The organism is Fodinibius salsisoli (assembly GCF_026229185.1).
Lineage (GTDB): Bacteria > Bacteroidota > Rhodothermia > Balneolales > Balneolaceae > Fodinibius > Fodinibius salsisoli.
Genome location: NZ_JAGGJA010000003.1, coordinates 314130 through 339680, shown reverse-complemented (window position 1 = coordinate 339680; position 25551 = coordinate 314130). Strand labels below are relative to the sequence as shown.

The 25551-nt window shown below is 43.5% G+C and carries 20 protein-coding genes; 6 read left to right on the top strand and 14 right to left on the bottom strand.

All coding sequences use genetic code 11. From position 1 onward, the window contains the following. The first annotated feature begins 61 nt into the window (after positions 1-61). The gene (locus J6I44_RS06375; RefSeq protein ID WP_265765179.1) at positions 62-1678 is read left to right on the top strand and encodes a glycoside hydrolase family 10-like protein; all 1617 of its coding nucleotides are present in this window, start codon (positions 62-64) and stop codon (positions 1676-1678) included. A 104-nt stretch (positions 1679-1782) separates the two neighbouring features. Here J6I44_RS06375 and J6I44_RS06370 read toward each other — a convergent pair whose 3' ends face one another. The 3 genes from J6I44_RS06370 to J6I44_RS06360 form a co-directional block, all read right to left on the bottom strand. Further along, the gene (locus J6I44_RS06370; protein ID WP_265765178.1) at positions 1783-3894 is read right to left on the bottom strand and encodes an amino acid permease; all 2112 of its coding nucleotides are present in this window, start codon (positions 3892-3894) and stop codon (positions 1783-1785) included. Positions 3895-4750: 856 nt separating this feature from the next. Next, on the bottom strand, positions 4751-5329 hold the full coding sequence (locus J6I44_RS06365) for a gluconate 2-dehydrogenase subunit 3 family protein (RefSeq protein ID WP_265765177.1): 579 nt from the start codon (positions 5327-5329) through the stop codon (positions 4751-4753). A gap of 101 nt (positions 5330-5430) precedes the next feature. After that, positions 5431-7152 carry a GMC oxidoreductase gene (locus J6I44_RS06360; RefSeq protein WP_265765176.1) on the bottom strand — a complete coding sequence of 574 codons (1722 nt, stop codon included), beginning with the start codon at positions 7150-7152 and terminating at the stop codon, positions 5431-5433. A gap of 182 nt (positions 7153-7334) precedes the next feature. Between J6I44_RS06360 and J6I44_RS06355 the strand changes: the two genes are divergently transcribed. Then, positions 7335-8498 (top strand): Gfo/Idh/MocA family protein, encoded by a 1164-nt coding sequence (locus tag J6I44_RS06355; RefSeq protein ID WP_265765175.1) that lies wholly within the window; start codon positions 7335-7337, stop codon positions 8496-8498. Between the two features lie 95 nt (positions 8499-8593). Here the strand turns inward: J6I44_RS06355 and J6I44_RS06350 are convergent, their stop codons facing one another. Together J6I44_RS06350 and J6I44_RS06345 are read right to left on the bottom strand one after the other, a co-directional pair. Then, entirely contained in the window at positions 8594-10147 is a 1554-nt protein-coding gene (locus J6I44_RS06350) for a sodium:solute symporter family transporter (protein ID WP_265765174.1), read from the bottom strand. A gap of 111 nt (positions 10148-10258) precedes the next feature. Beyond that, positions 10259-11260: a LacI family DNA-binding transcriptional regulator gene (locus J6I44_RS06345; RefSeq protein ID WP_265765173.1), complete on the bottom strand. Its 1002-nt coding sequence runs from the start codon at positions 11258-11260 to the stop codon at positions 10259-10261. Positions 11261-11591: 331 nt separating this feature from the next. Here J6I44_RS06345 and J6I44_RS06340 point away from each other — a divergent pair, with 331 nt between their 5' ends. The 4 genes from J6I44_RS06340 (at position 11592) to J6I44_RS06325 (ending at position 18168) form a co-directional block, all read left to right on the top strand. Then, a complete protein-coding gene (locus tag J6I44_RS06340) occupies positions 11592-14708 on the top strand; it encodes a SusC/RagA family TonB-linked outer membrane protein (RefSeq protein ID WP_265765172.1) in 3117 nt (1038 codons plus the stop codon). Positions 14709-14729: 21 nt separating this feature from the next. Beyond that, positions 14730-16154, top strand: coding sequence for a RagB/SusD family nutrient uptake outer membrane protein (locus J6I44_RS06335; RefSeq protein ID WP_265765171.1), 1425 nt, complete (start codon positions 14730-14732; stop codon positions 16152-16154). A 236-nt stretch (positions 16155-16390) separates the two neighbouring features. Further along, positions 16391-17773, top strand: a complete 1383-nt coding sequence (locus tag J6I44_RS06330; protein WP_265765170.1) for a glucoamylase family protein — start codon at positions 16391-16393, stop codon at positions 17771-17773. Between the two features lie 101 nt (positions 17774-17874). Then, the gene (locus J6I44_RS06325; protein ID WP_265765169.1) at positions 17875-18168 is read left to right on the top strand and encodes a hypothetical protein; all 294 of its coding nucleotides are present in this window, start codon (positions 17875-17877) and stop codon (positions 18166-18168) included. Between the two features lie 151 nt (positions 18169-18319). Here J6I44_RS06325 and J6I44_RS06320 read toward each other — a convergent pair whose 3' ends face one another. From J6I44_RS06320 to rpmI, 9 genes are all read right to left on the bottom strand, one after another. Further along, on the bottom strand, positions 18320-19012 hold the full coding sequence (locus J6I44_RS06320) for a tetratricopeptide repeat protein (RefSeq protein ID WP_265765167.1): 693 nt from the start codon (positions 19010-19012) through the stop codon (positions 18320-18322). A gap of 66 nt (positions 19013-19078) precedes the next feature. Then, complete coding sequence (locus J6I44_RS06315) at positions 19079-19756, bottom strand: ABC transporter ATP-binding protein (protein WP_265765166.1); 678 nt, start codon at positions 19754-19756, stop codon at positions 19079-19081. 5 nt (positions 19757-19761) lie between these two features. Further along, positions 19762-20583, bottom strand: coding sequence for a TIGR00282 family metallophosphoesterase (locus tag J6I44_RS06310; protein WP_265765165.1), 822 nt, complete (start codon positions 20581-20583; stop codon positions 19762-19764). 82 nt (positions 20584-20665) lie between these two features. Then, positions 20666-20962, bottom strand: a complete 297-nt coding sequence (locus tag J6I44_RS06305) for a cell division protein ZapA (RefSeq protein ID WP_265765164.1) — start codon at positions 20960-20962, stop codon at positions 20666-20668. After that, on the bottom strand, positions 20959-21216 hold the full coding sequence (locus J6I44_RS06300) for a coiled-coil domain-containing protein (protein ID WP_265765163.1): 258 nt from the start codon (positions 21214-21216) through the stop codon (positions 20959-20961). The genes J6I44_RS06305 and J6I44_RS06300 overlap by 4 nt, the downstream gene beginning before the upstream one ends. Before the next feature lie 8 nt (positions 21217-21224). Continuing rightward, a complete protein-coding gene (pheT, locus tag J6I44_RS06295; RefSeq protein ID WP_265765162.1) occupies positions 21225-23636 on the bottom strand; it encodes a phenylalanine--tRNA ligase subunit beta in 2412 nt (803 codons plus the stop codon). Positions 23637-23757: 121 nt separating this feature from the next. After that, entirely contained in the window at positions 23758-24771 is a 1014-nt protein-coding gene (gene pheS / locus J6I44_RS06290; RefSeq protein ID WP_265765161.1) for a phenylalanine--tRNA ligase subunit alpha, read from the bottom strand. Positions 24772-24864: 93 nt separating this feature from the next. Beyond that, positions 24865-25212 (bottom strand): 50S ribosomal protein L20, encoded by a 348-nt coding sequence (rplT, locus tag J6I44_RS06285; RefSeq protein WP_265765160.1) that lies wholly within the window; start codon positions 25210-25212, stop codon positions 24865-24867. Positions 25213-25244: 32 nt separating this feature from the next. Next, positions 25245-25442, bottom strand: a complete 198-nt coding sequence (gene rpmI / locus J6I44_RS06280) for a 50S ribosomal protein L35 (RefSeq protein WP_265765159.1) — start codon at positions 25440-25442, stop codon at positions 25245-25247. Positions 25443-25551: the final 109 nt, after the last annotated feature.

The following is a 25551-nucleotide window of genomic DNA, read 5'->3' as shown; positions in this document are numbered from 1 at the left end:
GAAAAAAGTATTTTCCTCAATTCATCGTTTCTGTTATTTCAAAAAAGGTTCTTGCCTGCTGTTGATTGTTACCATTCTTTTAATGCTGGGGTGTTCAACTTCACAGACAGTGGTAAAAGAAGAGGATAGGGAAGACGAAGCCCCCGAACAGGTTGATCCACCGGAACCTGAGATTGAGGAGCCGATTCCAGAAGAACAGCCAAAACCGGAACCGGAAGATAAGGTTGAACTGATTAGCTACAGCGAATTACCCGAGACACCGCGCGAATTCCGTGGAGCATGGATTGCAACAGTAGATAATATTGATTGGCCATCTAAACCCGGCCTTTCTGTGGCCCAACAAAAGGCAGAGCTCAGGGCAATGATGGATCGAGCCCAGCTGTTGAATATGAATGCTATTGTTTTCCAGGTGAGACCCTCGGCCGATGCTCTTTATGATTCGCCTTATGAGCCTTGGTCAGAGTATTTGACGGGGCAGCAAGGCAAAGCGCCGGAACCCTATTACGATCCACTGAAGTTTGCCGTAGAAGAAGCCCACCGGCGCGGACTTGAATTACATGCGTGGTTTAATCCTTTCAGGGCTTACCATCCGGCAGCAGAGGGGGATTTTGCACCGGGACATATTAAAAACAGACACCCGGATATGGTAGTGAAGTATGGAAGATATCTCTGGCTGGATCCGGGCCAACCTCGTGTGCGTCAATATTCTATTGATGTTATCGCAGATGTAGTGCGCCGGTATGACATCGACGGGGTACATCTGGATGACTATTTCTACCCATATCCAGTTACAGGTACAGATGGAAAAGATACTCCCTTTCCGGATTTAGCCTCATATAAAAAGTATATGAGAGAAAATGGATCCGTTAAGCGTGGAGACTGGAGAAGACAGAATGTGAATCAATTTATAGAACGTTTGAGTCAGGAAATTAAACTGATCGATCCCCAAGTACGGTTTGGTATTTCGCCCTTTGGAATATGGCGGCCGGGCCATCCAGAGCAAATTAAAGGTTTTGATGCTTTTGACAGGCTTTATGCCGATGCACGAAAATGGCTGCATGAAGGTTGGGTTGACTATCTTGCACCGCAGCTGTACTGGCCAATTGAGCAGAAACCGCAAAGCTTTCCTGTACTTCTGGATTGGTGGAGCCAGCAAAATATCAGGGAACGGCATATTTGGCCCGGACTGTACACCAGTAAACTTAGATCTGTACAAGAAAAATGGCCAACCAGTGAAATTGAACGACAGATCCGAATCACGCAGGCTAATCCGGATGCTACGGGAACCATTCATTTCAGTATGAAGGCTTTAATGCAAAATCCGGATAAGCTTTCAGGTCATTTGCTTACGGATGTTTATCAGGATGAGGCGCTTGTACCTGCAACAAGTTGGATTAAAGCAGAAAAGCCACCTGAACCCAGCGCTACTTTACAGCAGTTAGGCTCAAAGTTTTCGCTGATGCTGCATACAAAACAAGGGTTTGAGCCCTGGCTTTGGATTGTGAAAAAGAAGTACGGCTCCCACTGGTCGGTGGATGTACATCCTGGATGGAAGCAGAGTATTGTTTTATCACAGGCTAACAGGCATGGTTCATTTGTTGGCGCAGCTATTTCTGTAGTGGATAAATTAGGCAATGAAAGTGTGCACTATCTAATCGAAAATCCCAACTATAAATAGTAATCAAAAATAAAAGCTACCCCTGTTACTTTTTATTGTTTGAGCAACAAGGGTAGCCTTGGGTGAAAACTGGATAGCTCCTTCGAGGGAGCGGTCGTTACCTCCTAAAGCTCTTTAAGTTGTTGGATATCTTCTTTTTGACCAATGATAGAGAGCTCATCATTTTCTTCGATGACGGTGTTTCCATGTGGTATTTTAATGGCACCATCTCTTTTAATGATAGCAATCAGGCTTTCTCCGGGCAGTTCAACTTCTCTGATCTGCTTGCCGGCCATGTTTTCCAATGGTGTGCCTGTTCGAACCCTGAGGTTAATAAACCGCTCATCCCGGAGCAGAACTTCTCGCAACTCTGATTCATCCCGGGCCGTCTTCCAGCGCTGGATGAAATGCTTGTTATCGATCATCTCAGCCAGGTGGGCAAGAATACGCAAGTGCTGCCCTGATTGTTCAGATGAGCTTACTAAAAAGAACAACGTCCTGAGTTTTTCTGTCTCGCCGGTCTGTTGCTCATTTAAAATATCAAAGCCTTCGGTTGAGACAACAATTTCATCAGAAATACGAACTAACACCATTTCGGGTGAAATATCTTTGTCAAGGCGGGTGTGATTAATAGCTACACCATTGCCAATGGGGATAGTACCCATGCCATGAGCTTCATAGAAATTTTTGGCAAGCTCATCTTCGTTCAGCCCCATACGTTCAGCAAGAAGCTTTGAGGCTCTATCAACAATTTGCTTGTAACTTATATTTTTGTCCCATTCATCGATAACAATAGATCGTGCAATTACTTTCTCATAGGGGTCTTCTTCACGAAGCCCCTTTTCACGGAGGATCGTTCTCATTTCTCTTTCCAGGCCGTAGTCTTTGCGCTTACCTAATCGAGCATGAACATGGAATATGGCTCCTTGCCGATCTACTTTTCCGTGGGCGTAATAGTAATACCAGGCAACTCCAAAGGTACAAACCACAACGGTAAAGAGAATAGAGAGGAGGCCCATTTCAAGGATCAGAATAGCTGATAAGAGCATACCTGCAATCTGCATCCAGGGGTACCAGGGAGAATTAAAGCCCGGATCATATTCTTCAATTCTACTTTCCCTCATCACTATTACCGCCAGGTTAAGCAATGCAAACAAAAGTAGCTGAAAGGCACTGGCTAATTTAGCTACCTGTGTTACATCAAAGACAAGAAGGAAGAAAATCATTAATCCAACCGTTCCCATGATGGCATAGAGGGGAGTCCCCATAGAGCTAAGCTGAGAAAATTTGGGATTAAATAACTTATCTCGCGCCATAGCCAAGGGATACCGTGAGGCCGACATAATTCCGGCATTTCCGGTAGAAGCAAAGGCTGCTACAGCCGCAATTACAATGAGTATAATACCGGTCTCACCAGGTAACCAGTTCATAAAAACTTCTCCGGCAGTAGCCACGGGAGTTAGATCTTGCCTTAATTCAGTAGGATCTAACAAGGATACCATAATAAATACTCCAACCACGTAAATGAGGATAGCTGAAAAAATCGATAAAAACATTCCAAGAGGGATATTTTTATCGGGTTGTTTTACTTCCTCTGCAATGCTGGCCACTTTTGTGAGGCCGGCATAGGAGACAAAGACCATACCCACAGTGGCCACAAATCCGGTAACGCCATCGGTAAAGAGGGGGGTAAACTGTCTTTGAGTCACTTCAAAAAAGTCAACGGAGAAAACCGCAAAAAGACCTTGTAGAATATAGAAGGTCATAATAGAGATAAGAGCAGCCACCAGAATTTTTTGAAGGGCGGTAGTCTCTTTGGCTCCGACGACATTGAGAAGACCGAAAACAATTGTCAACACAATTGCTACGGCTGTAATAGGAAGCTCTATGAAGATGGATATATAGGCTCCCATACCGATAAGGGCAAAAGCACTTTTAAGTACCAACGCAAGCCATGAGCCGTATCCTCCAATGGTTCCCCAAATGGGACCTAAACTTCGGTCGATGATATAGTATGTTCCTCCTGCTTTGGGGAGAGCTGTTGCCAGCTCAGCCATACTAAACATCGTAGGTAAGACAATAAGGCCCGAAACAAAGTAGGCTATGAAAACGGATGGGCCGGTTTGTGCAGCAGCGAGTCCCGGTAAAAGAAAGAAACCTGAACTAAACATCGCTCCTGTGGCAATGGCATAAACATCCCAAAGACCCAGTTCTTTTTTTAAATTTTTATGCTTCATTATCTTGACACTAATAGATTAAACGTTGAAAAATTTTAAAGACTACTTATTAATGGTCCGAGTCACCATTTTCAGATAGCGGATGATCCAAGTTATATATAACCCATATTTTATAGCAGCTGTGAATAAGGAAGGCAATAATTGTAACACCAATTATACCTTGCACTTTAAGCATTATAACGGGTTTAGAGCTCAAAAAGGTGATAACTAAATATTCAACCAAGGCAACAATTGCAAAGGCAATAAGTATTCTGATGAATATTCTCTGGATATTTTTGTTCTTAAAAATCATAGCTGACACCTCCATTTTTTAGAGGTCAGTATTCTAAAATGAATATCGGGTTAGTAGCTTACCTATCAACATTGTTGTAATAACATTGAAAATCCGATAGAATAACGACTTCTTAACCCGCTAAATAAGCAGTTTGACGCTCCATATCTTGTACAGATAAAGAGCAAGACGTGTAATTCACTAATACTAGGTTGGAAAAATTTAGAAATAATCTCTCTATATAGGAAATATACTTTCTAATGTCGCAAGATATGCAGTCAAGTAAAGATGTAAAGGTTTTGTAAAACATAGCTAGAGGCTGTTAATTTCTTAAATTGCAGTTTAGCTAAATAAAGAGGGCAAAACCTTAAAAGGAATCCGAAGAGTACTCGGAGACTCGCGTCTAAGACGCACTCTTTAATTAATTAGTTTTAGAATATCGCTTTTCCTTTATCTTTGCAAAGAAATAATTGTAATTTTATTTGAAGTAGATAGGCTAATAAAATAAGCAGCTAAACTGAAAATTTGAGGTGTATAATGTTGGCTGTAATTTTCAGCTTAGCCGTTCTAATTAGTTGTTGAGGTTTACGACCAAGCCCTCCCAACCTCCGAATAGGGCATACAAGCGTCATAGTATCCGGGAACCAGATTTGACTTGAGCTCTTCAGAAGCTCCAATCTCGGAGGTATAATAACCAACAACGGTAAACTCCTTCATCATCGAGAAGAAAGGTTTTAAGTCGGAGCCTGGTACTGGATTGGGATTATCAATTGCTTCTTGTTCCAGCTGTTCCATCAATGAGATTTGATCATCTTTCGAAAGCTCTACAAAATTACTCCCAAATTCACTGTTACTAAATTCCTCTACATGATTAAGACCTTTCAGAAAGTGTTCCTTTTCCTGATCGGTATTCCAATTGGTAAGCATATGGTCAATAAACTCATTGACCTTGGCTGCTTTTGCTCCCGGTGTATCAGTGGCCGGAATAATTCGTTCAGAAAAAACGGTTACTAATTTGTTTTGCGCAGCAGATAACGTCTGTGGAGTAAACCCACTACTTCCACTTTCGGCTGAGCAGCCTCCCATAATACCGGCTACGGTTGTCAGTGAAAGAGCTCCTCCACTTAAAAATGCCAGTTGTTTTATTGCTTCTCGTCTATCCATAGTTTTATAGGTTTTGAGTAGTGAGTAGTGAGTTATGAGTTTTTGAGTAGGATATGTATAAAGAGCTCTCAGTACTCAAGACTCATTACTCACGAGTATCATTAAATATTTCCTTTTTTCATTTCCTCTACTGCAAAATCAACAGCCCGGGCAGTCAGCGCCATATAGGTAATTGATGGGTTTTGACAGGCTGCGGATGTCATGCAGGCACCGTCGGTCACAAATAAATTGGGAACGTCATGAGCTTGGTTATGAGCATTTAAGACTGATGTTTTAGGATCACGCCCCATACGGGCAGTACCCATTTCATGAATGCCCTCACCCAGCAGATACTCATTTTCATTGGTACTAACGTTTTTAGCACCGGCAGCTTCAAGCATTTCAGCAGCTGTGGCTGCCATATCTTTACGCATACTGTGTTCATTATCCTTGATCGAACCGTGAATTTCAAGCTGTGGAATTCCCCAGTCATCGGTTTTATCTGATAGTTCGGCATAATTATCTTCGTAGGGTAGAATCTCGCCAAAGGCGGTCAGCCAGAAATTCCACTGCCCGGGATCCCGCAGCTTATTTTTAAATTCTTCACCGAAACCTTTCATATTGGTTCCACGTCCCCAGCCGGAGCGAGAGGCCCCGCCCTGAAATCCGTAACCTCGGATAAAGCTATCCTGGATGGTCTGTTCATTGATATTTCGGAATCGGGGTATGTAAATACCGTTCGGCCGGTTGCCGTGGTAGTAGCGGTCTGTATACCCTTCAAATGAACCGGAGGCACCTACGCGGAAGTGGTGATCCATCAGGTAGTGTCCCAACACTCCACTGGAATTGGCGATACCGTTCGGAAAGGCTTCCGAAGTAGAATTGAGCATGATTTGGGTGCTGCCAAGGGCGGAGGCATTCAAGAATATTACATTTGCATAAAACTCTTTCGTTTCTTTGGTAAGGCGGTCAATTACGCGTACGCCCGTAGCTCTATTTGTTTCCTTATCGTAAATAATACTATGGACGATACTGTTGGGCCGGAGCGTAAGGTTTCCGGTTTTTCGTGCAGCTGGCAGGGTACTACTCTGGCTGGAAAAGTAGGCGCCTACGCTGCATCCTCGGGAACAAGGTCCACAGTAGTGGCAAGAACCCCGCCCTTTATGGGGCTCGGTTAATACAGCACAACGACCAATGGTCATGGTCCGGTATTCAAAGTTATTTTTGATTTTCTCCCGCACATCTTTCTCTACGCAATTCATATCCATGGGAGGGAGAAACTGCCCGTCAGGGAGATGGTCTAAGCCTTCTTCCTGACCGCTTACGCCGATAAAGTTTTCGACATAGTCGTACCAAGGCTCAATATCTTCGTATCGGATAGGCCAGTCAACGGCAATATCATCATTTAGGTTGGCCTCAAAGTCCAGGTCGCTCCACCGATACGTTTGGCGGCCCCAGGTAAGCGAACGCCCTCCCACATGATAGCCGCGAACCCAGAGGAAAGGATCTTCTTCATCCGTTTGATAGGGATGTTCCTTATCATTAACAAAGAAGTGATAGTTATATTCATTGATCACATCAGATCGAAGCTGCATTGGATACTCTTCTTCAAACAGCTTGCGGTCACCTCTTCCACGAAATTCAGCTTCCCAGGGAGGCATATGCTCAGTCTTATAATCTTCTCCATGCTTCACATCCCGACCGCGTTCAAGAAGCAACGTTTTAAGTCCGTTTTCAGTCAGTTCTTTTGCCGCCCAACCTCCGGAAATGCCAGAGCCAACCACGATAGCATCATACTGTTCCGGGGATTGAGAGATATTGTATTCCTTTATCTTATTTTCCATAATTTTCCTTGTATTAGTAATCTCTTGCCAAGCAACATAGATGTGGAAAATGATAGTTGCAAGAAATTTGCAATATTTTTCTTTTAGCTCATTTTCTGACCGCTAATTTTTTGCAATTTAACTTTTAAAATCTCTTATTTAGATACATCATTCTAAACAGATAATTTAACACTATTAAGCTAATGGAAATAGATAGAAAAATTCGTTACGGTATGGTCGGTGGCGGTCCTGGAGCATTTATTGGAGAAGTCCATCGTATGGCTGCAGCATTAGATGGAAAGATAGAATTAGTGGCTGGTTCTTTTTCGTCAAAGCCCGAGAAATCACGAAAAATGGGTAACAAATTGCATCTTTCGGAAGATCGCGTTTATACATCCTATGAAGAGATGGCTGAAGAAGAGGCTGCTCTGCCAGCAGATGAACGCATTGACTTTGTAAGTATCACTACTCCGAACCATCTCCATTTTCCGGTAGCCAAGGCTTTTATAGAGCAAGGCATTCATGTTGTTTGTGACAAGCCAATGACCCACACAATCGAGGAGGCCGAAGAGCTTTGCCGATTGGTTGAAGAGCATGATGTGATTTTTGCATTGACCCACAACTATACGGGCTATCCAATGGTTAAAGAAGCCCGAAAACTGGTGGCTGACGGTAAGCTGGGAACACTTCGAAAAGTTGTGGTCGAATATCCGCAGGGATGGCTGGCCCAAGTGGGAGAAGATGACAATATATGGAGACTTGATCCTGACAGAGCGGGGATCTCCTCAGCTGTAGGCGACATCGGCAGCCACGCTGAAAACCTGGTGGAATATATAACCGGTCAAAAACTAACAGAACTCTATGCTGATATTCACAGCTTTGGGAAAGGCTATGAGCTTGAAGATGATGCCAATATGCTGGTTCACTACGATGGAGGGCTACGAGGAATCTTATATTGCTCTCAGGTGTCGGTGGGAGAGGAGAACGATTTGAATATTCGTCTCTATGGGGATGAAGCTTCGCTTGAATGGCACCAGGAGAATCCCAACTACTTGCGAATAAAGTATGAAGATGCTCCAGAAGAAGTGTATAAGCGTGGCAATACGTATTTGTCTGATGCTGCCCAGTTTGGAAATCGTATTCCCCAGGGCCATCCGGAAGGCTTTATTGAAGCTTTTGCAAATATCTATTCTAATGTGGCTGATGTTATTACAGCTCGTCTATCGGGTGAGGAGGCTAATGCACTGGCGCATGATTTTCCTACTGTTTATGATGGTGCGCATGGGGTGCATTTTATCAACAAAGCTATTGAAAGCGGAAAGAATCGCAAGTGGGTGGATATGGAATACGATCCAACCGATGGATAAGAGGTTTCTTGGAGAATAAGGACTTAGTTCTGTAAGAATTTTGTTGATTATAGCCCCGATATTTTAAATAAATGTCGGGGTTTTCTTTTGGCCCATCACCAAAAGAGTAACACGATAATAGTAGTACATATACAGACGATCCAGGCAAAGACCGGGTATCCTTTATACCATGGGAGTGATAAGGGCTGCGCAAAGATCTCTTTCTTATCTACCTCAGGGAGGGTGGATTCTGTTTTAGACGTATCCAGATAGCTGCTAATGACTAAAATGCTTGAGCTAAAAAGGAATATGATCGTTGCAGAATAGAGATAATGGATGGTGGGCAGAATATCCCAAAAATGATTATTGACTAATAGCATTAGGCCAACGAGACTTCCCATCCAGAGTGAGGTGAAAGCTGCCTGAGATGTGGCTTTTCGCCAAAACAATCCAAAAATGAAGCAGGTTACTACGGGTGGACTTAAATAAGAAAGCAAGGCCTGCAGGTATTCCCAGAGGGTGGGGAACTGCTCAATAAATGGTGCCCAAAGCGAAGCAATGAAAACAGCAACCATGATAAATACTTTTCCCATGTTTATGAGATGGCGCTGACTGCTTTGAGGTCTGAATTTTCTATAGATATCCATGGTAGCAATACTGGAGGCAGCCGTTAATGCAGAGTCTATACTAGACATCAAGGCGGCTATGAAACCAGTTAGTACGATGCCAAGTATACCTGCTGGCAAAAAATCATACATCAAGAATGGATAAACGAGGTTGGTATTTTCAAGTTCTGGATAAATAAGTCGGGCGGCAGTTCCTGGAAGAATGAGCATAAATAAAAGAGGCAGCTTTAGGAAAGCCGCAAATATAGCACCCTTCCTGCCATCATCTACCGACCGGGCTCCCAGAATACGCTGAACCATATGCTGGTTGGTGCACATAAAATAAAAGGCGAGAATGGGTAGGCTGATGATTAATGTAGGCCAGGGAATTAAGGTATCATCGACCGGACGAATAAGGCTTAAGAGGTTGGCATCGATGGAAGCATGAATTTCCTGCCAGCCCGTTTTTTGATAGACGACAAAGGCAATAATGATGGAACCGGCCGTAAGTAGAACAGCTTGAATAGAATCCGTTACAATTACTGCTCGTAAGCCACCCAAGACGGTATAAAGCCCGGTAATGAGCGCCATGATAAACACAAGGATATGCAAGTCTAAACTGGGAAAGATGCCACTCAGGAAAAGGCTACTTGCGTAGAGAGCCCCGGCAATATCAATAAAAATATTAACAGTGATGGCAATGACAGAGAAAAATAATCTGGACCGGTGATCATAGCGCCGTTCAAGGTATTCGGGCATGGTGGTGAGCCGGTACTTCAGATAAAATGGGGCAATGAAGATGGCAAAAATAACCAGCATGACTGATCCCACCCACTCATAGTTAAATACGGAAATACCCGTCTTATAGCCACTACTTGCTAAACCAATTATACTGGTAATTGAGATGTTGGTAGCGAAAAGCGATAAACCGATAAGAGGCCAGCTTAAAGAACGTCCGGCAAGGAAAAAGTCATCAGTGTTTTGATGGCTTTGTGCTTCCCGAAGTCCTCTCCAGCTAATGAAGAGCAAATAGATGGCAATTATGGCAACATCTAAGATGGTCAATTACAGCATCATTAAGGGGTTAAATTTGTCCCAAGGTAAGAAAAGTCGATTGTTGAAAAAAACGTTGGCACTCGCTTCGTGAACAGGGGAGTGGCAAGCAAAAGTGAAAAACTAAGTTGATTGACGTTGACTGACCGATACGGGTACAAAACTAAGTATTCCGGTTTTAGGTTCGGGATTGGATAGTTTTTCCCGGAGCAGTTTCATGGTCGTCAGTCCAAGCTGTTCAAAATCTGTATTGATTGAAGACATCGTCGGTCTGTTGTGCCGGCAAACAGGAAGGTTATCATATCCCATGATTGCGATATCATTTGGGAAAGAATATTGTTTGTCAATGGCTGCTTCCATAAAACCATTGCACATATCGTCGTTGGATGCAAAGATAGCACTTGGTTTATCGGCCAGTTTATCAAAAGCCTCAAAAGCATCATGGCCAGACTCGAAAGTAAAGTCTCCTTGGTACGACCAGTTAAGTTCCATCTGATCATGATGTGCTATATAATCTGTAAATCCATTATATCGAAACCTTGATTCCGCCCGTTCCGAAGGTCCTTTGATGATCCCAACCTTACGGTGGTTTTTTTGCTCGAAGTGGACTGCTGCTAAATGGCCGCCACTATAGCTATCGAATGTAATGGTTGGAAAAGCAGGATTTTCAATTAAGGCGTTAGAGATAATGGGGAATTTATCCGGAATAATCGTACGAATTTTTTCATAATTCTGCCGCTTAAACTCGGGAATATAGAGAATAGCCCCATCATAATAGTTAAAGGAAACTTCTTTTATCACTTTAAGAATATCATCTTCACAATCCGGTACGCCAGTCAGAAATAGTTGAATGTTATGCTTGCGGGCAGCCCGATTTAGACCATTGAAAAACGACACATAGAACTCACCTTCATGAAAACCCGTACCAATGAGGGCGATATTAAGTAGCTGGGTAGAGGAATGAGCATTTTTGACCTTAGGGGAACGGTATTTATGTTTTTTTGCACTCTCTAAAATTTCATCGCGGGTTTTAGCACTAATTTTATTAGAACCATTCATAACTCTGGAAACCGTAGAAACAGAGTACCCTGTATCTTCTGCTATATCCTTAAGCGTAACTTTCATTATTTGTTTGTATCAATTTGAACTATCCGAAGGAAACCAATTCTCTCATAACCCTTAGGCCGCTATGGAACTTTATGCAAGATAAACTAGTCATTAAGGAATGCTTTATTAAATAACTTGTCAAGCATTATTTCAAAGGCCATTTGGCGCTAATTCACCTATAGTAATTAGTCAAACTTGCTCAATTAATGCAAGTTTAATAATAATTTTATGCAATAAAATAATAAATTTGCACAAAATGTTGATTTATTTGCATTAAGTGCTTAAGGTTAGTAGTAACTTTTTAGAAATATTTATCTCAACAATTATTAACCTTTTGAATATAACTATTATGATAGCGAAGGATATATTTGCAAAAGGATTGCTGGCTCTTTGTTTGTCTCTTTTTTTAGTGACCGCAGCATACGGGCAGCATTCTGTAAAGGGGGTCGTTAATGATCAGGCTGGGGAGCCATTACCGGGAGTTAATATCCAGGTTAAAGGGACTACCCAGGGAACCTCAACAAATGCCCAGGGAGCTTATTCATTAACAGTAGAAAGTGAGAGCGACACGCTTATCTTTTCCTTTATTGGGTTCCAAAGGCAGGAAGTTCCTATTCAGGGGCGCCAGGAAATAAACATCACTATGACTCCCCAGGCTATAGAAGCTGGAGAAGAATTGGTGGTAGTAGGGTATGGTACCCAGGAACAAGTTGATTTGACGGGGTCAATTAAGCGAGTACAGTCAGAGGAATTAAATAAACAGCCTGCATTAACCGCTACTGAAGCCTTACAGGGTAAGGTAAGTGGCGTGAATATTATCAAAAATGATGCGCCTGGCGGAACTCCCACTGTTATTATGAGAGGCTTAGGTACTGCTTTAGGGGGGAGGAATCCTTTATATATTGTAGATGGAGTGCCCGTTGATGATATAAATAATATTGCACCCTCAGATATAGAAAGCATTGATTTTTTAAAGGATGCTGCCTCCGCTTCAATTTATGGTCTGCGTGCAGCAAATGGTGTAATTATCGTTACCACAAAGCAGGGTACAGAGGGAGCTGCTCAATTTGAAGCTGATACTTATGTAGGCTATAACTCAGTTTTAAACAAGGTCAATATGGCTGATGGCCCAGAGTATGTAACCTATTTCAATGAAGAAAATGCAGCTGTAGACGGCTTCCAGTTAAATCAAAACCAGCAGTATGACACCGACTGGTTTGATGAACTTTTAAACCAGGGACGCTTCATCAATAGTAAACTTTCAGTTTCCGGAGGAAGTGAAAATATTAATTATTTCTTCAGCTATAACCTGAATGCAGAAGAAGGGTTATTGGATAACCAGAAATTCTGGCGCCAAACCTTGCGTAATAACAACAACTACCGTCTTTTTGATGGTTTTCTGACGCTGGATCAAAATTTAAGTATTTCCTTTTCCCGAGAAAATCCAATGCCTTTTGGAGCTTTTAACACGGCTTACCGACAGTCACCTTTAGTTCCCACCTTTTATCCAAATGGAAGATATGGCCAGCCTTTTGTTAATGAGACAACCGGGGAGGTCACGTATGAAGGGGCAGCAGATGAAACCATCGGACGCTTGAATACGCATGGAAATCCGCTAACAGCCATTGACTTTAACAATGAAGAAAGCAATGCGATAACGTTGCAGGGAAATTTAGCAGCTGATTTTAACCTGACCGACTATTTAACATTTACCACTCGGTTGGGAGCCACACGCTTCTATGGGGATACACGAGCATTTAGCCCTCTTCGCCAGCAATGGATATCCGGTGACCCAACGAGAACTGTAGCCCAATACCAGGCTAATAAGGAAGCAAATCCCGGTGTTACGGATTGGGCCGATAATACACTCTTTGTAACCGATACCGAAACATTCCGCTGGAACTGGGATAACTATCTTAATTTTTCTAAATCATTTGATGATCATAATGTAGACATCACGGCCGGTATATCAAGTGAGAAGACGGGAGTCGGCAAACGGTTTAGAGGAAGAGCTTATGATATTCCGGAGCAAGAACAGTACTGGAACTTGGATTTAGCGACCGACCAATATGATAAAATTGTGGAGCATACGAACTTTACACCCAATACACTGCTTTCCTATTTTGGTCGAGTACAATACAATTATGATCGTCGGTACTATATTTCCGGTACGCTGCGCCGTGATGGATCGAGTCAGTTTGCAAACACCGAAGACTACTGGGAGCTTTTTCCTTCTGTAGGTCTCGGCTGGACGATTTCCAACGAAGAATTCATGGGCGAGAATGAGGCCATCAGTTTCTTAAAGCTACGCGCCAGCTGGGGTCGGTTGGGGAATCAAAATGTACCCTTTAATTCAACAGTGGTAAGCACTGATCCGGGCAGTGCTTCTCAGAACTATGTTTTCGGTCCTGCACAAGCTCTCCGATTTGGAGCAAGTGTGGGTTCCCCAGCACGGGATATTTCTTGGGAAATTGTTGAGGAGTGGAACCTCGGAGCGGACATAGAATTTGTGGATAGCCGCCTTACTTCGACCATTGATGTCTATCAAAAGACGACTAAGAATCTCATCCTGTTGGTTAATCCACTGCCAAACTCCCAGTTCGAAGGTGACTATTTCGATCAGGGGGCGGAAGTCGTAAATCAGGGCCTGGAGCTTTCTCTCAACTGGAGCGATAATGTATCTGAAGATTTCTCTTATAACGTAGGAACCAGCTTTTCTTACAATAAAAACGAGATAACTGAGGTAGAGACTGGATTTGAAGGACTCACAGGTGGAAGCCTGGGTAACGGGCAAATTACTAAGCGACTGGAGGAGGGACAACCCCTCGGCGCATGGTGGATGTATGAGGCCGTTGGAGTTTGGCAAGACGAAATGGAGATTGCTAATAATCCTTCAATCGGCGGTGCTTTGCCGGGACATTTGCGTTATAATGATGTGAATGAGGATGGCGTAATTGATGAGCGGGATAAAAAATTCTTTGGCTCTTACGTTCCCAATTATAACTACGGTATTAACATCGGAGCTAATTACAAACAGTTTGATGTTAGCCTCGATGCATTTGGAGTTGCCGGTAATAAAGTATATGACGGACTCAGTAATACACGCTTCGGTGGTGAAAATATACGAGAAGAGACTTTTACCAATCGCTGGACGGGTCCTAACTCAACAAGTGAACATCCCGGTGCCAATCGTGATGCGATTGCTTCAGACTATTATCTGAAAGATGGCTCTTATCTGAGAATTAATAACATCACACTGGGCTATAGTCTGCAGAATATAGTTAATCACCTAAACCGGGTTCGTTTTTATATCAGTGCTCAAAATCCATTTATGATTACCGATTATCCGGGCTTCACTCCAGAATTAGTAGGAAATGGAAGCCCCTATGGGACCGCAGGCATTGAACTTAATGCCTATCCAAATACCCGCAGTTTGCTGCTGGGCGTCAATATTGATTTTCAATAATAAATAAGAAGGTATCCACTTATGTATAAGTTAAAGAAAATATCATTTGTCCTTTTTCTAATACTGCTCTTTGTAGGCTGCAGCGATGATTTTCTTAATGTAGCATCCAGAGAGGAGATAGAAGCTGAGGATAGCAGCGAAAATTATACTCCTGATGAGTTTGTGATTGGGGTATATGGAAGCTTCACGGATTTCACCTATGCCTTTTCCTGGCTGGGAGTAACCGAAATTATTTCGGATAATGCAGATAAGGGGAGTTCGCCTTCCGATACCGGTACAGATAAACACCTGCTTGATAATCTGGAGTTCAGCAGCACCACGCCATCCATAGAAAGCGTGTGGACCAAATGGTATAAGACCATTGGCCGGGCAACGTATGCCATTGAGTATACCGAAAACTTTGAGATGTCTGATGAACAGCTGCGAAGCAGGCTTATCGGTGAGGCCAAATTTCTGCGAGCCGTTTGCTACTTCTACCTGGTGCGATATTTTGGCGATGTTCCAATCCAGGAGCAGGATTTAACCCAGCGAGCCCCCCAGGAAGAGGTTTATCAGTATATCATTGCTGACCTTGAAAGTGCCGCAGAAGTCCTTCCTGAAAAAGGGGTATATGCTGAAGAAGACCTTGGACGTGCTACGCGCGGAGCCGCCCTCAGTATACTTTCTAAAGTGTATCTACAACGTGAAAATTGGCAACAGGCTCTCGATTATGCCAACCAGGTGATTGAATCTGGCCAATATTCATTAGCTGATAACTATGAAGTTATTTGGCGGGAAGAGGGGGAAAACGGTCCCGGTTCTATTTTTGAAATCCAGGCTCGTGGGGAATCGACTGCTCACGGTATCCAGCAGTATTCAACAACACAGGGGGCTCGTGGACCCAGCGGATGGGGATGGGGATTCAATACGCCCACCCAGGATTTAGTCGATGCCTATGATTCGGAAGGCGATGAAATTCGTAAAGATGCGACGATCATTTTTGCCGGTGAAACCCTATGGGATGGTCGTGAAGTAAGCCCGAGTATAGAAAATCCACGCTATAATGAAAAAGCTTACTCAAGTGCCAATGCAGGAGCAGGTGATGGAGATAAAAATATGCGCATCATGCGATATGCCGAAGTCTTGCTGATTAAAGCAGAAGCCGCCAACGAATTGGGACAGACCGGGGAGGCACAATCGGCCTTAAACCAGGTACGCGATCGAGTTGATCTGGATCGGGTAACGACGGGCGATCAGAATGAATTACGAGAGGCTATCTGGAAAGAACGACGCCTGGAGCTGGCCTTTGAGCACGATCGTTGGTTCGATCTGTTGCGTACTGGCCAGGCGGCAGAAGTTATGCAGGGGCACGGCAAGAATTTTGTTGAAGGCAAGCATGAGTTGTTTCCAATACCTGAAGAGCAACTCCGTAAGACCCCGCAAATGGAACAGAATCCGAATTACTAACAAGGGTTTTATCAGTCATTCTCCTTCTTAATCCCGTTAGGAGAAATTGGAAGCAGGGCGGATGGAAAATTTCGTCCTGTTTTTACATGTGCCATATTATTTTTCTTTGAAATAAATTCAGTCAAATTTCACATACTGTGCTAAATGGTAAGTAAGCTTGAAGACGACTGAAAATCAGTTCTCTGTAGTTTTAATTATTTTCCTAACTATTTAGCTATAAGCCCAATATTACAATTATGAAAAAAATAAGGTCACTTTTAGCGTTCATTTTCTTCACCAGCATCGCTATCACAGGATGTTATAATCAAGAAACAGTAACTCGCAGTGAGGATTCCCCGACAGAAGAGAATATTGCAAAGATATCGGAGGATTCCCTGCTTACGCTTACCCAAGAGCGTACGTTTCAATATTTCTGGGATGGAGCCGAGCCTAACTCGGGTATGGCTCGTGAACGGTTCCATGTGAATAACGTGTATCCACAAAATGATAAACATGTTGTTACCACCGGTGGGTCTGGATTCGGACTTATGGCCCTTGTTGTTGGGATGGAGCGAAATTTTATTACGGATCAGCAGGGGGTAGACCGATTGGAAAAGATCGTGAAGTTTCTAAAAGAGGCAGACCAATTTCATGGGGCATGGCCACACTGGCTCAATGGGGAGACCGGGGAAGTAAAGCCATTTGGCACCAAAGACAATGGGGGAGATCTGGTGGAAACATCCTTTCTGGCCCAGGGCCTGATTACCGCAAGGCAATATCTGAGGCAGGATGGGGGAGAAGAGGAAGCTTTTTTAGCTGCTCAAATTGATACCTTATGGAGAGGCATCGAATGGAATTGGTACACCAAAGATGGGAAGGAAGATGTACTCTATTGGCACTGGTCTCCGGAGTATGAGTGGGAGATGGATTTTCCTCTCGAAGGTTATAATGAGACACTCATCACCTACGTAATGGCTGCTTCTTCTCCGACGCACAGCATTCCGGCCGAAGCTTACCATGAAGGGTGGGCACGTAATGGCACCATAAAAACGAATGTGAATACCTACAGTTACAATCTGTCTCTTTCTCATAATGGAGCGCAGGAATATGGCGGTCCTCTTTTTTGGGCTCATTATTCGTATCTGGGCTTAGATCCGCGGGGCTTAGAAGACCGTTACGCGAACTACTGGGAAGAGAATAAAAACCACACGCTTATTAATCGTCAATGGTGTATCGAAAATCCTGAAGAATATGAAGGTTATGGCGAAGATCTCTGGGGCCTGACGGCAAGCTATTCGGTAAGTGGCTATGCAGCTCATCGGCCGACAGAAGATAAAGGCGTTATCTCTCCCACGGCAGCCCTTTCCTCATTTCCATACACGCCGGAGTATTCTATGGATGTGTTAAAGAATCTTTATTACACCTATGGAGATAAAACATTCGGTCCCTACGGCTTTTTTGATGCTTTTAGTGTTGAGGCCCAATGGTATCCCAAGAAATATTTAGCCATCGACCAGGGGCCCATCGTTGTGATGATTGAGAATCACCGAACCGGTTTGCTCTGGGATCTGTTCATGTCAGCTCCTGAAGTTCAGCAAGGTCTAAAAAAGCTCGGCTTCCAAAGTCCACAGCTCAACTAATTATAAATTTCGAAATCTAAATTCTTATCCACCATGATGAAAGAGACTATCGACAGGCTTACCATCTTATTGCTGGGTCTGTTTGTCCTCTACTAATAAAAGTGGATACAGGCAATGCCCAGCTCCTTACTACAGAAGAAGCCATAGAGTCAAAAGTAGATTCAGTGTTAAACCTGATGACGCTTTTCACCAGTGACTTGGCCACGACCGGTCCCACTATCTGGGATGACTACGTGAAACTCATCAAAGAAGGGAAGGTCGGGGCTCTGTTCAATGCCTATGGAACAGGTTATACCAGAAAGCTTCAACGAATGGCAACCGAAGAAACAAAGTTGGGTATTCCACTGCTTTTTGGATACGATGTAGTATATGGATTTCGTACCATTTTACCGTGATTGATGTAGCAAGAGACACTCGCTGATACGGATCTTAAAACAAAGAACTGATCATTCGGGGATGAGAGGCCAAGAAAATAACCAGATTAAAAAAGAAACCCTGCTGTGTTTATCCAACAGGGTTTCTTAATTTCTGATACAGTAAGAAAGGTTATTCTCCGTTAACGGCCATCAGACGGCCTAATAGCTTTTCGGCTTCGGCCACTTGTGAGCTATTGGGATAATTATCAATAACGAGCTGAGCATACTTTTCGGCATTTGCCTGATCACCGGCATCCTGGTAGGCGTTGGCAGCCTCCAGATAGTTGTAGGGCGTTGTAGAAGAATTATCATCCCACTCGGCAGCTTTAATATACAGTTCGGCAGCTTTGGCATGCTCACCCGATTCCGTCATTAAAACAGCCTGAAAAGAAATAGGACCAACTCCTAAAATACCTTCCGGAATATCATACTCCTGGATGTAGGAAATGGCTTCCTGTATGTTACCTAAATTATACTCCGAAACAGCGGCATAGTATTGAGCAAGGTTTGCGGCATCGGTTCCAGAATAGTTGTTAATGATCTGTTCAAATCCAACCGTAAAATCAGCTTCTGATCCTTTAAGGGCCTTTTCATAGTCAGAATTCATATAAGCAGTCGTAGCATCGGCCATAAGCTGCTGTGCCTTATTTTCCTGTGAAACGGAATAATAGTAGTAGCCGATAGCTCCGCCAACAACCAAAACAATGGCTAAAAAGCCGCCAATGACCGTTGTCTTATGGTTATCGTAAATATTTTGTGCTTTAGAAACGGTCTCCAATAGTGGATCTCGTTCTAATTCTTCTCGGACATTTTTCTTAGACATGATAAAAACGTGTTGATCTTAATTTTTAGTAGGTGAAAATATCATTGTTTTAGCTGATAGCAAAATCTAAAGTTCGTGTAATTTGCCATGCGAAAGTTCATATATAATATCCGACCGCTGGGCAATATTTTTCTCGTGCGTAATGAGCAATATACTGACCTCTCGTGCCTCCCGAAGATTAAATAACAGATCGAGCAGCATATCCGTATTCCGTTCATCGAGATTACCAGTGGGTTCGTCAGCTAATATGAGATCCGGATCGTTTATCAGCGCTCGTCCCATGGCTACGCGCTGCTGTTCTCCGCCTGAAAGCTGTGACGGACGGTGCTCGGCACGTTCAAGAATGCCAAAGCCATCCAATAATGATTGCGCCTTTTCTTTGGCCTCGTTGGGATCAGTTCCGCTGATAAGAGCCGGCATCATAATATTTTCAAGGGCGGTAAACTCCGGCAGCAGATGATGAAATTGGAAGACGAAGCCTAACTTTTGATTTCTGAAATCAGCAATGGCTTCACGATCCATCTCATAAATAGCCTCGCCATTCCAAGAGACGATTCCTTCATCGGGCTTGTCTAAGCCGCCTAAAATATGCAGCAAGGTGCTTTTACCGCAACCGCTGGCCCCCACAACAGTTACTATAGATCCCTGTGCAATACTGATGCTTGTCCCATCCAATATCGTTAAGGGGGGCTGTCCATCATCATGGAAAGTTTTCTTGATATGTTGCGCTTCCAAAATGGACATCAAAGTTATTTTTCTAAATTGCTCGAATGAAAATCCGGGTAAATGATCGGCTCAATATGTTCGCATAGGCCCGATGAGGTGTCTACCTTAGCTACGATAGCACAAAGATGGTTGTTGCCATTTGCCAATTTATAGCGGTGCGGGGTTCCAAGTTTAAAACGCTTCATGGAAGTATGTTTATCCATGCCTAATACCGAATCGAAAGAGCCCGTCATCCCTACATCGCTGATGTAACCGGTTCCTTTAGGAAAGATACGGGCATCGTGGGTTGGGATGTGAGTATGCGTTCCTACAAAGATGGATATCTCACCGTCCAGGTGCCAGGCAAGCGCCAGTTTTTCAGCCGTGGCCTCTGCATGAAAGTCTATGAAAATGATATCGGTTTCTTCTTTCATGCGTTCGATAACCCAGTCGGCCGTAGAAAAGGGATCATCGATCGCCTGCATAAAGGTACGGCCCTGTAGGTTCAGAACCCCAATCTTTTGGTCAAAATCAGGAATTTCATAGACGCCAAAACCATAGCCGGGATTACCCCTGGGATAATTCATAGGGCGGAGGATATTCCCATCCTCTTTCATATAGTCGAAGACTTTCCATTTGGCAAAAGAATGGTTTCCGCCGGTAATAACATGGACCCCCAAATCATAAAGACGTTTAATGATAGAGCGATTGATTCCCTTTCCTTTATGCGAATTTTCTCCATTAGCGATCACAAAATCGGCCTCATGTTTTTTAATGAGGCTGGGGAGTATGGTTTCCAAAAGGCTAAGGCCGGGTTCACCGACAATATCCCCCACAAAAAGGATGTTGACTAATGATTTTGACATACTGCTATATCTTAATAGCCGATAGCTTGCTATATTAAAAGCCTAAAGGTAAGGAATATAACGCCTTTCTCAGAATCAGATTTTATTCGGATGAAATTTCACCAATGAACTCTTCAAGTGATTCATTCACCTCGTTCATTATTTTTCCATCCTGTTGTTCCAGTTCTTTATTGTGTTGCCGTTCTTCAAACAGTTCTTCTGCTATCGCCAAAGCAGCTAAGGACATAACGGTGGTGTCTGGCTGCTTGTTGAGTTCTTTTTTATATTGACGGAATTTATCATCAACATAATGAGCAATGCGTTTGATGGTTTGCTCTTCCGAATCCTCAACTTTAAGGGGAAACTGTTTTCCTAAGATGGTTATTTTTACGGATTTCATTCGTTGTCCTCAAGATGATTATCAATTTTAGAAATCAATCCTAATACCTGGTGACGTATGGCCAGTCGCTCAGACTCAGATACTTCCGAAAAGATATCTGTTTGCCCTTTTTCTATTTTACGAAGTTCTGTCCTAAGCTGACTATTCTCTTTCTCCAAATCTGCAATCTGACTTTTAAGAGATTGGACCTCTTTACGAATGCGTTGGAGTAATCGCCGAAACTCTTTTGTATGTGGACTATCGTCTGTAAGCACGTTCGAAATTATGATCGAAGTTTAGCGGAGTATTGTTTTTCTAGAACATCTACAACTTTGTTAATTATAGGTTCTACATCGTTGATAGTCAAAGTTTTGTTTTTATCTAAGAAAGAAAGTCTGAATGCGAGGCTTTTTTTCTGTTCACCCAGTGACTCGCCTTCAAAGACATCAAAAACCTGCAGATCTTTGAGGGTAGGGCCTGCTGTCTTCTTAATCGATTGCAGAAGATCACCCGCTTTAACAGACTGACCGACAATGACCGCAAAATCGAATTCAAAAGAAGGAAACTTAGACACCGGCTCATAGCGGGGCTCCTGCAGTTGTTGTTTGGCTTCAAATATTTTAGTCAGCGAAAATTCACCTACCACAGCCGGTAACTCTATTTCATATTCAGCCAGCATTTCTTGTGAAACGTTGCGTAGCTGTCCTATCTTTTGATCGGCAATGAAATAACTCAGAACGTTATTTTTATCAACACGGCTTGTAATTTGTTCCCCTATATTTAACTGGGCCAAAAAGCTTTCTACGGCCGCTTTCAGGTCGAAGGCATCGTAGTGCTGGGGTTCAGTTTTCCAGTGTTCAATCGTCTTAAATCCTGCCAGCCCAAATAAAATATTTGTCTGCTCATCGATACCGGAATGGTAGGTTCCATCGGCAGACGTTTTTTCGAAGACATTGCCAATTTCAAAAAACCGAACCTGCTGTACCTTGCGGTTAAAGTTATAGCCTACCGACTTTAAAAATCCATACAAGAGGGAAGGGCGGAGGGTAGTCATGTCATTGGAAATAGGATTCAGTGTGTGAGTCATTTCCTCTGTTTTACCCAATAGCTGTGCATCTTTTTCGGGCATCAATGAGTTGGAATAAATCTCCCGAAACCGCAGGCCTTTGGCCGTTTCTCTTGCCTTGGAAAGAAGATTTTCCCAGTCGGTAATAGGCTCGGGGGAGGTGAACTTTCCATGCTTCGGGGCAGGAATGTTGTTGTAGTCATAGAGACGTCCCACTTCTTCAATCAGATCTACTTCGCGTTCGAGATCGGGCCGAAAGGTTGGAATCTGATACTTCAGTTTATCCTCATCTTGTTCGATCAGTTTAAGCTCCAGACCATCCAGTAGGTCCGCAATTTCCTCCGTAGAAAATTCGGTGCCCAACAGTCGGTTTACATACGATTTACGAAGGTCCAGCTGGCGTGGTTCTGTTTTTACAGGATGGACATCCGTGCAGCCTTCTACCATAGTGCCGCCACAAACTTCGGCAATCAGTTCAGCTGTTCGTTCCGCAGCAATACGTTGGAGTTGTGGATCGATACCCCGCTCAAATCGATAGGAGGCATCGGTTTGTAAAACTTGTTCTTTGGCTGTCTTCCGGATGGTCGCAGGATCGAAATAGGCACTTTCAATGAGCACATTTGTCGTTTTTTCACCCACTTCGGAGTCCACGCCGCCCATGACGCCTGCGATAGCAATGGGTTCCTTTCCATCACAGATAAAGAGTGTGCCCGGAGAACAGTCTCTTTCGATGTGGTCCAGCGTTTCGAACGTTATTTCTTCATCAAAATCCTTGATGATAATTTGATTACCCTGGATGGTTTCTGCATCAAAAGCGTGCAGAGGCTGGCCCAGCTCAAACATCACGTAATTGGTGATGTCAACTACGTTATTAACCGGGCGCACGCCGATTGTTTTAAGCCGATTTTGAATCCAGTCGGGTGATTCTTCAATTGTAATATCTTTGACCAACTTGCCGACATAGCGAGCACATTTTTCTTCGGCTTCAATGCTAATTCCAATCTCCTGGAGTGGTTCAGTTGTATCAAATTCCGTTTTAAACGGTTTTTTAAGCTCCAGGTCAAGAGCAGCAGCTAAGTCACGCGCTACCCCTAAGTGGCAGGTTGCATCGGGACGATTGGGTGTTATTTCAATATCAATGATGATATCCTGGTAAAGGTCGAGCGCCTGTTGCAAAGGCTGCCCCGTCTCCAGTTTGTTATCCAATACCATGATTCCACTGAGGTCATCACCGATACCAAGTTCATCCTCAGCGCAGATCATGCCCCGTGATTCTTCTCCGCGTAATTTAGCCTTACGAATAGTGAAGGGCTCACCATTTTCCGTTTCAACAGGAAGCGTAGTGCCTACAGTAGCCACCGGCACTTTTTGATCAGCTGCTACATTATCGGCTCCACAAATAATCTGAACTTCTTCTGTGCCCGTATCAACCTTGCAAATCCGGAGACGGTCGGCGTTTGGATGGTCAGTAACTTCCAACACGTGTCCCACAACAACGCCCTCTAATTTATTGCCATAAGAAGCAATACTGTCAACTTCCAGGCCGATGAGGGTGAGCTTTTCGGCTGTTTCTTCCGGTGATAAATCAAGTTCTATAAATTCAGTGAGCCAGTTATATGAAATCTTCATTTAGCTACAAATAATTATTTTAATTGAACACGGATAAAACGGATTTGGCAGGTTTCCGCAGATAATTATCGATGTATTTCAGTTGCATCCGTGTTATCAGCGTTCTATTCTTTAAAAGTACTTAATGAAATTGTTCAAGGAAACGAACATCGTTTTCATAAAAAGTGCGGATGTCATCGATCTGATGGCGTCGCATCGCAATTCGTTCAACGCCCATGCCCCAGGCAAATCCAGTGTATTTTTCGGGATCGATACCGACTGCTTTTAATACATTGGGGTCGACCATGCCAGACCCCAATATTTCGAGCCATTTGCCCTCTTTCTCGTGCGCGGGCTCCCACCAGATATCCATCTCGAGGCTGGGTTCAGTAAAGGGAAAAAATCCGGGTCGTAGTCGATATTTTACATCCGAACCAAACATGAGCTTGGCAAAGCTAATAAGTGTTTCCTTGAGTTCAGCCACACTGACATCTGTATCAATATAGAGTGCTTCCACCTGGTGAAAAAGGAAATAGGATTTAGGAGATACGGCTTCGTTTCGGTACACACGTCCCGGCATAATGGTACGGATGGGCGGTTCTTTTTCCTGCATTAACCGAATTTGCACCGGAGAGGTGTGCGTGCGGAGCACCAAATCATCAATATTGGGGTCATCATCTTTTCGAATGAAGAACGTATCCTGTTCATCGCGGGCCGGATGGTTGGGCGGAAAGTTCAGTGCCGTAAAGTTATGAAAATCATCTTCCACTTCCGGGCCGTCAGCAATAGAAAAGCCGAGGCGATAGAAAATATTCTTCATCTCTTCCAGCGTCTGTGTCAATGGATGATAAGAGCCGGCAGAGTAGGGCGGGGCGGGAAGAGAAAGGTCGTCTTTAGCGCCAATTTGTTGAGCTTCTTTACGAGCTAACTTCTTTTTATTGGTTTCAAAAGTATCTTTCGCCAGATTCTTCACTTCATTCATGGCTCTCCCGACCTGAGCTTTTTGGTCGTTGGGCACTTCACTCATGCGCGAAAACATGGCAGGAACTTCGCCATTACGTGAAAGGAATTTTAACCGGAAGGACTCCAGATCCTCATCATCAGCGATGTTGTAGTTGGCAATTTGTTGCTTTAAGGCTTTTATATCGTCGAGCATAGAAATAGCGTTGGTCGATCTCAATTCGATAAAAATAAAAAACCGATCCACCCATAGTGATGGGGAGATCGGTTTAAAAATATAAGTGTGCTATTATTTGGATGCTTCTTCGGCAATAGCACTGAATGTATCCGGATCATTGACGGCAAGGTCAGCTAAAACCTTACGGTTGATCTCAATATCTTTCTTCTTCAGGGCTCCCATCAGCCTGGAATAAGTAGTGTCGTTCTGACGGGCAGCAGCATTAATGCGTGTGATCCAGAGCTTCCGGAATTCACGTTTGCGAACTTTGCGGTCGCGATACTGATATAGCATCCCTTTTTCTACCGCATTCTTCGCAAATTTATAAACATTCTTTCGCTTGCCCCAGTAACCTTTCGCCTGATCTAAAATCTTGCGGCGACGGCGACGGGAAGCCACCTTATTTCTTGAACGTGGCATTTGGTCTAATGTTTAAAAGTTAATAATTGTATTTATTTGTAAGGAAGCATTTGCTCGACATCTTTCTCATGCGTCTTATCGACGATGGCCTTTTTACCGAGCTTGCGCTTTCTTTTACTCCGTTTTTTAGTGAGGATATGAGCTTTTCCAGCTTTTTTTCGCTTATAATGACCTGAACCGGTCTTTTTGAAGCGCTTTTTAGCCCCACTGTTGGATTTCATCTTTGGCATAGTAACAACACCTGTAAGATTTCTTTGAAATTAAAAGGCTTGAAAGATAAGGATTAAAGTTTATAGAATAAACTCCAATACCGAAAATTATTCTCGGTGGCTCATTCGA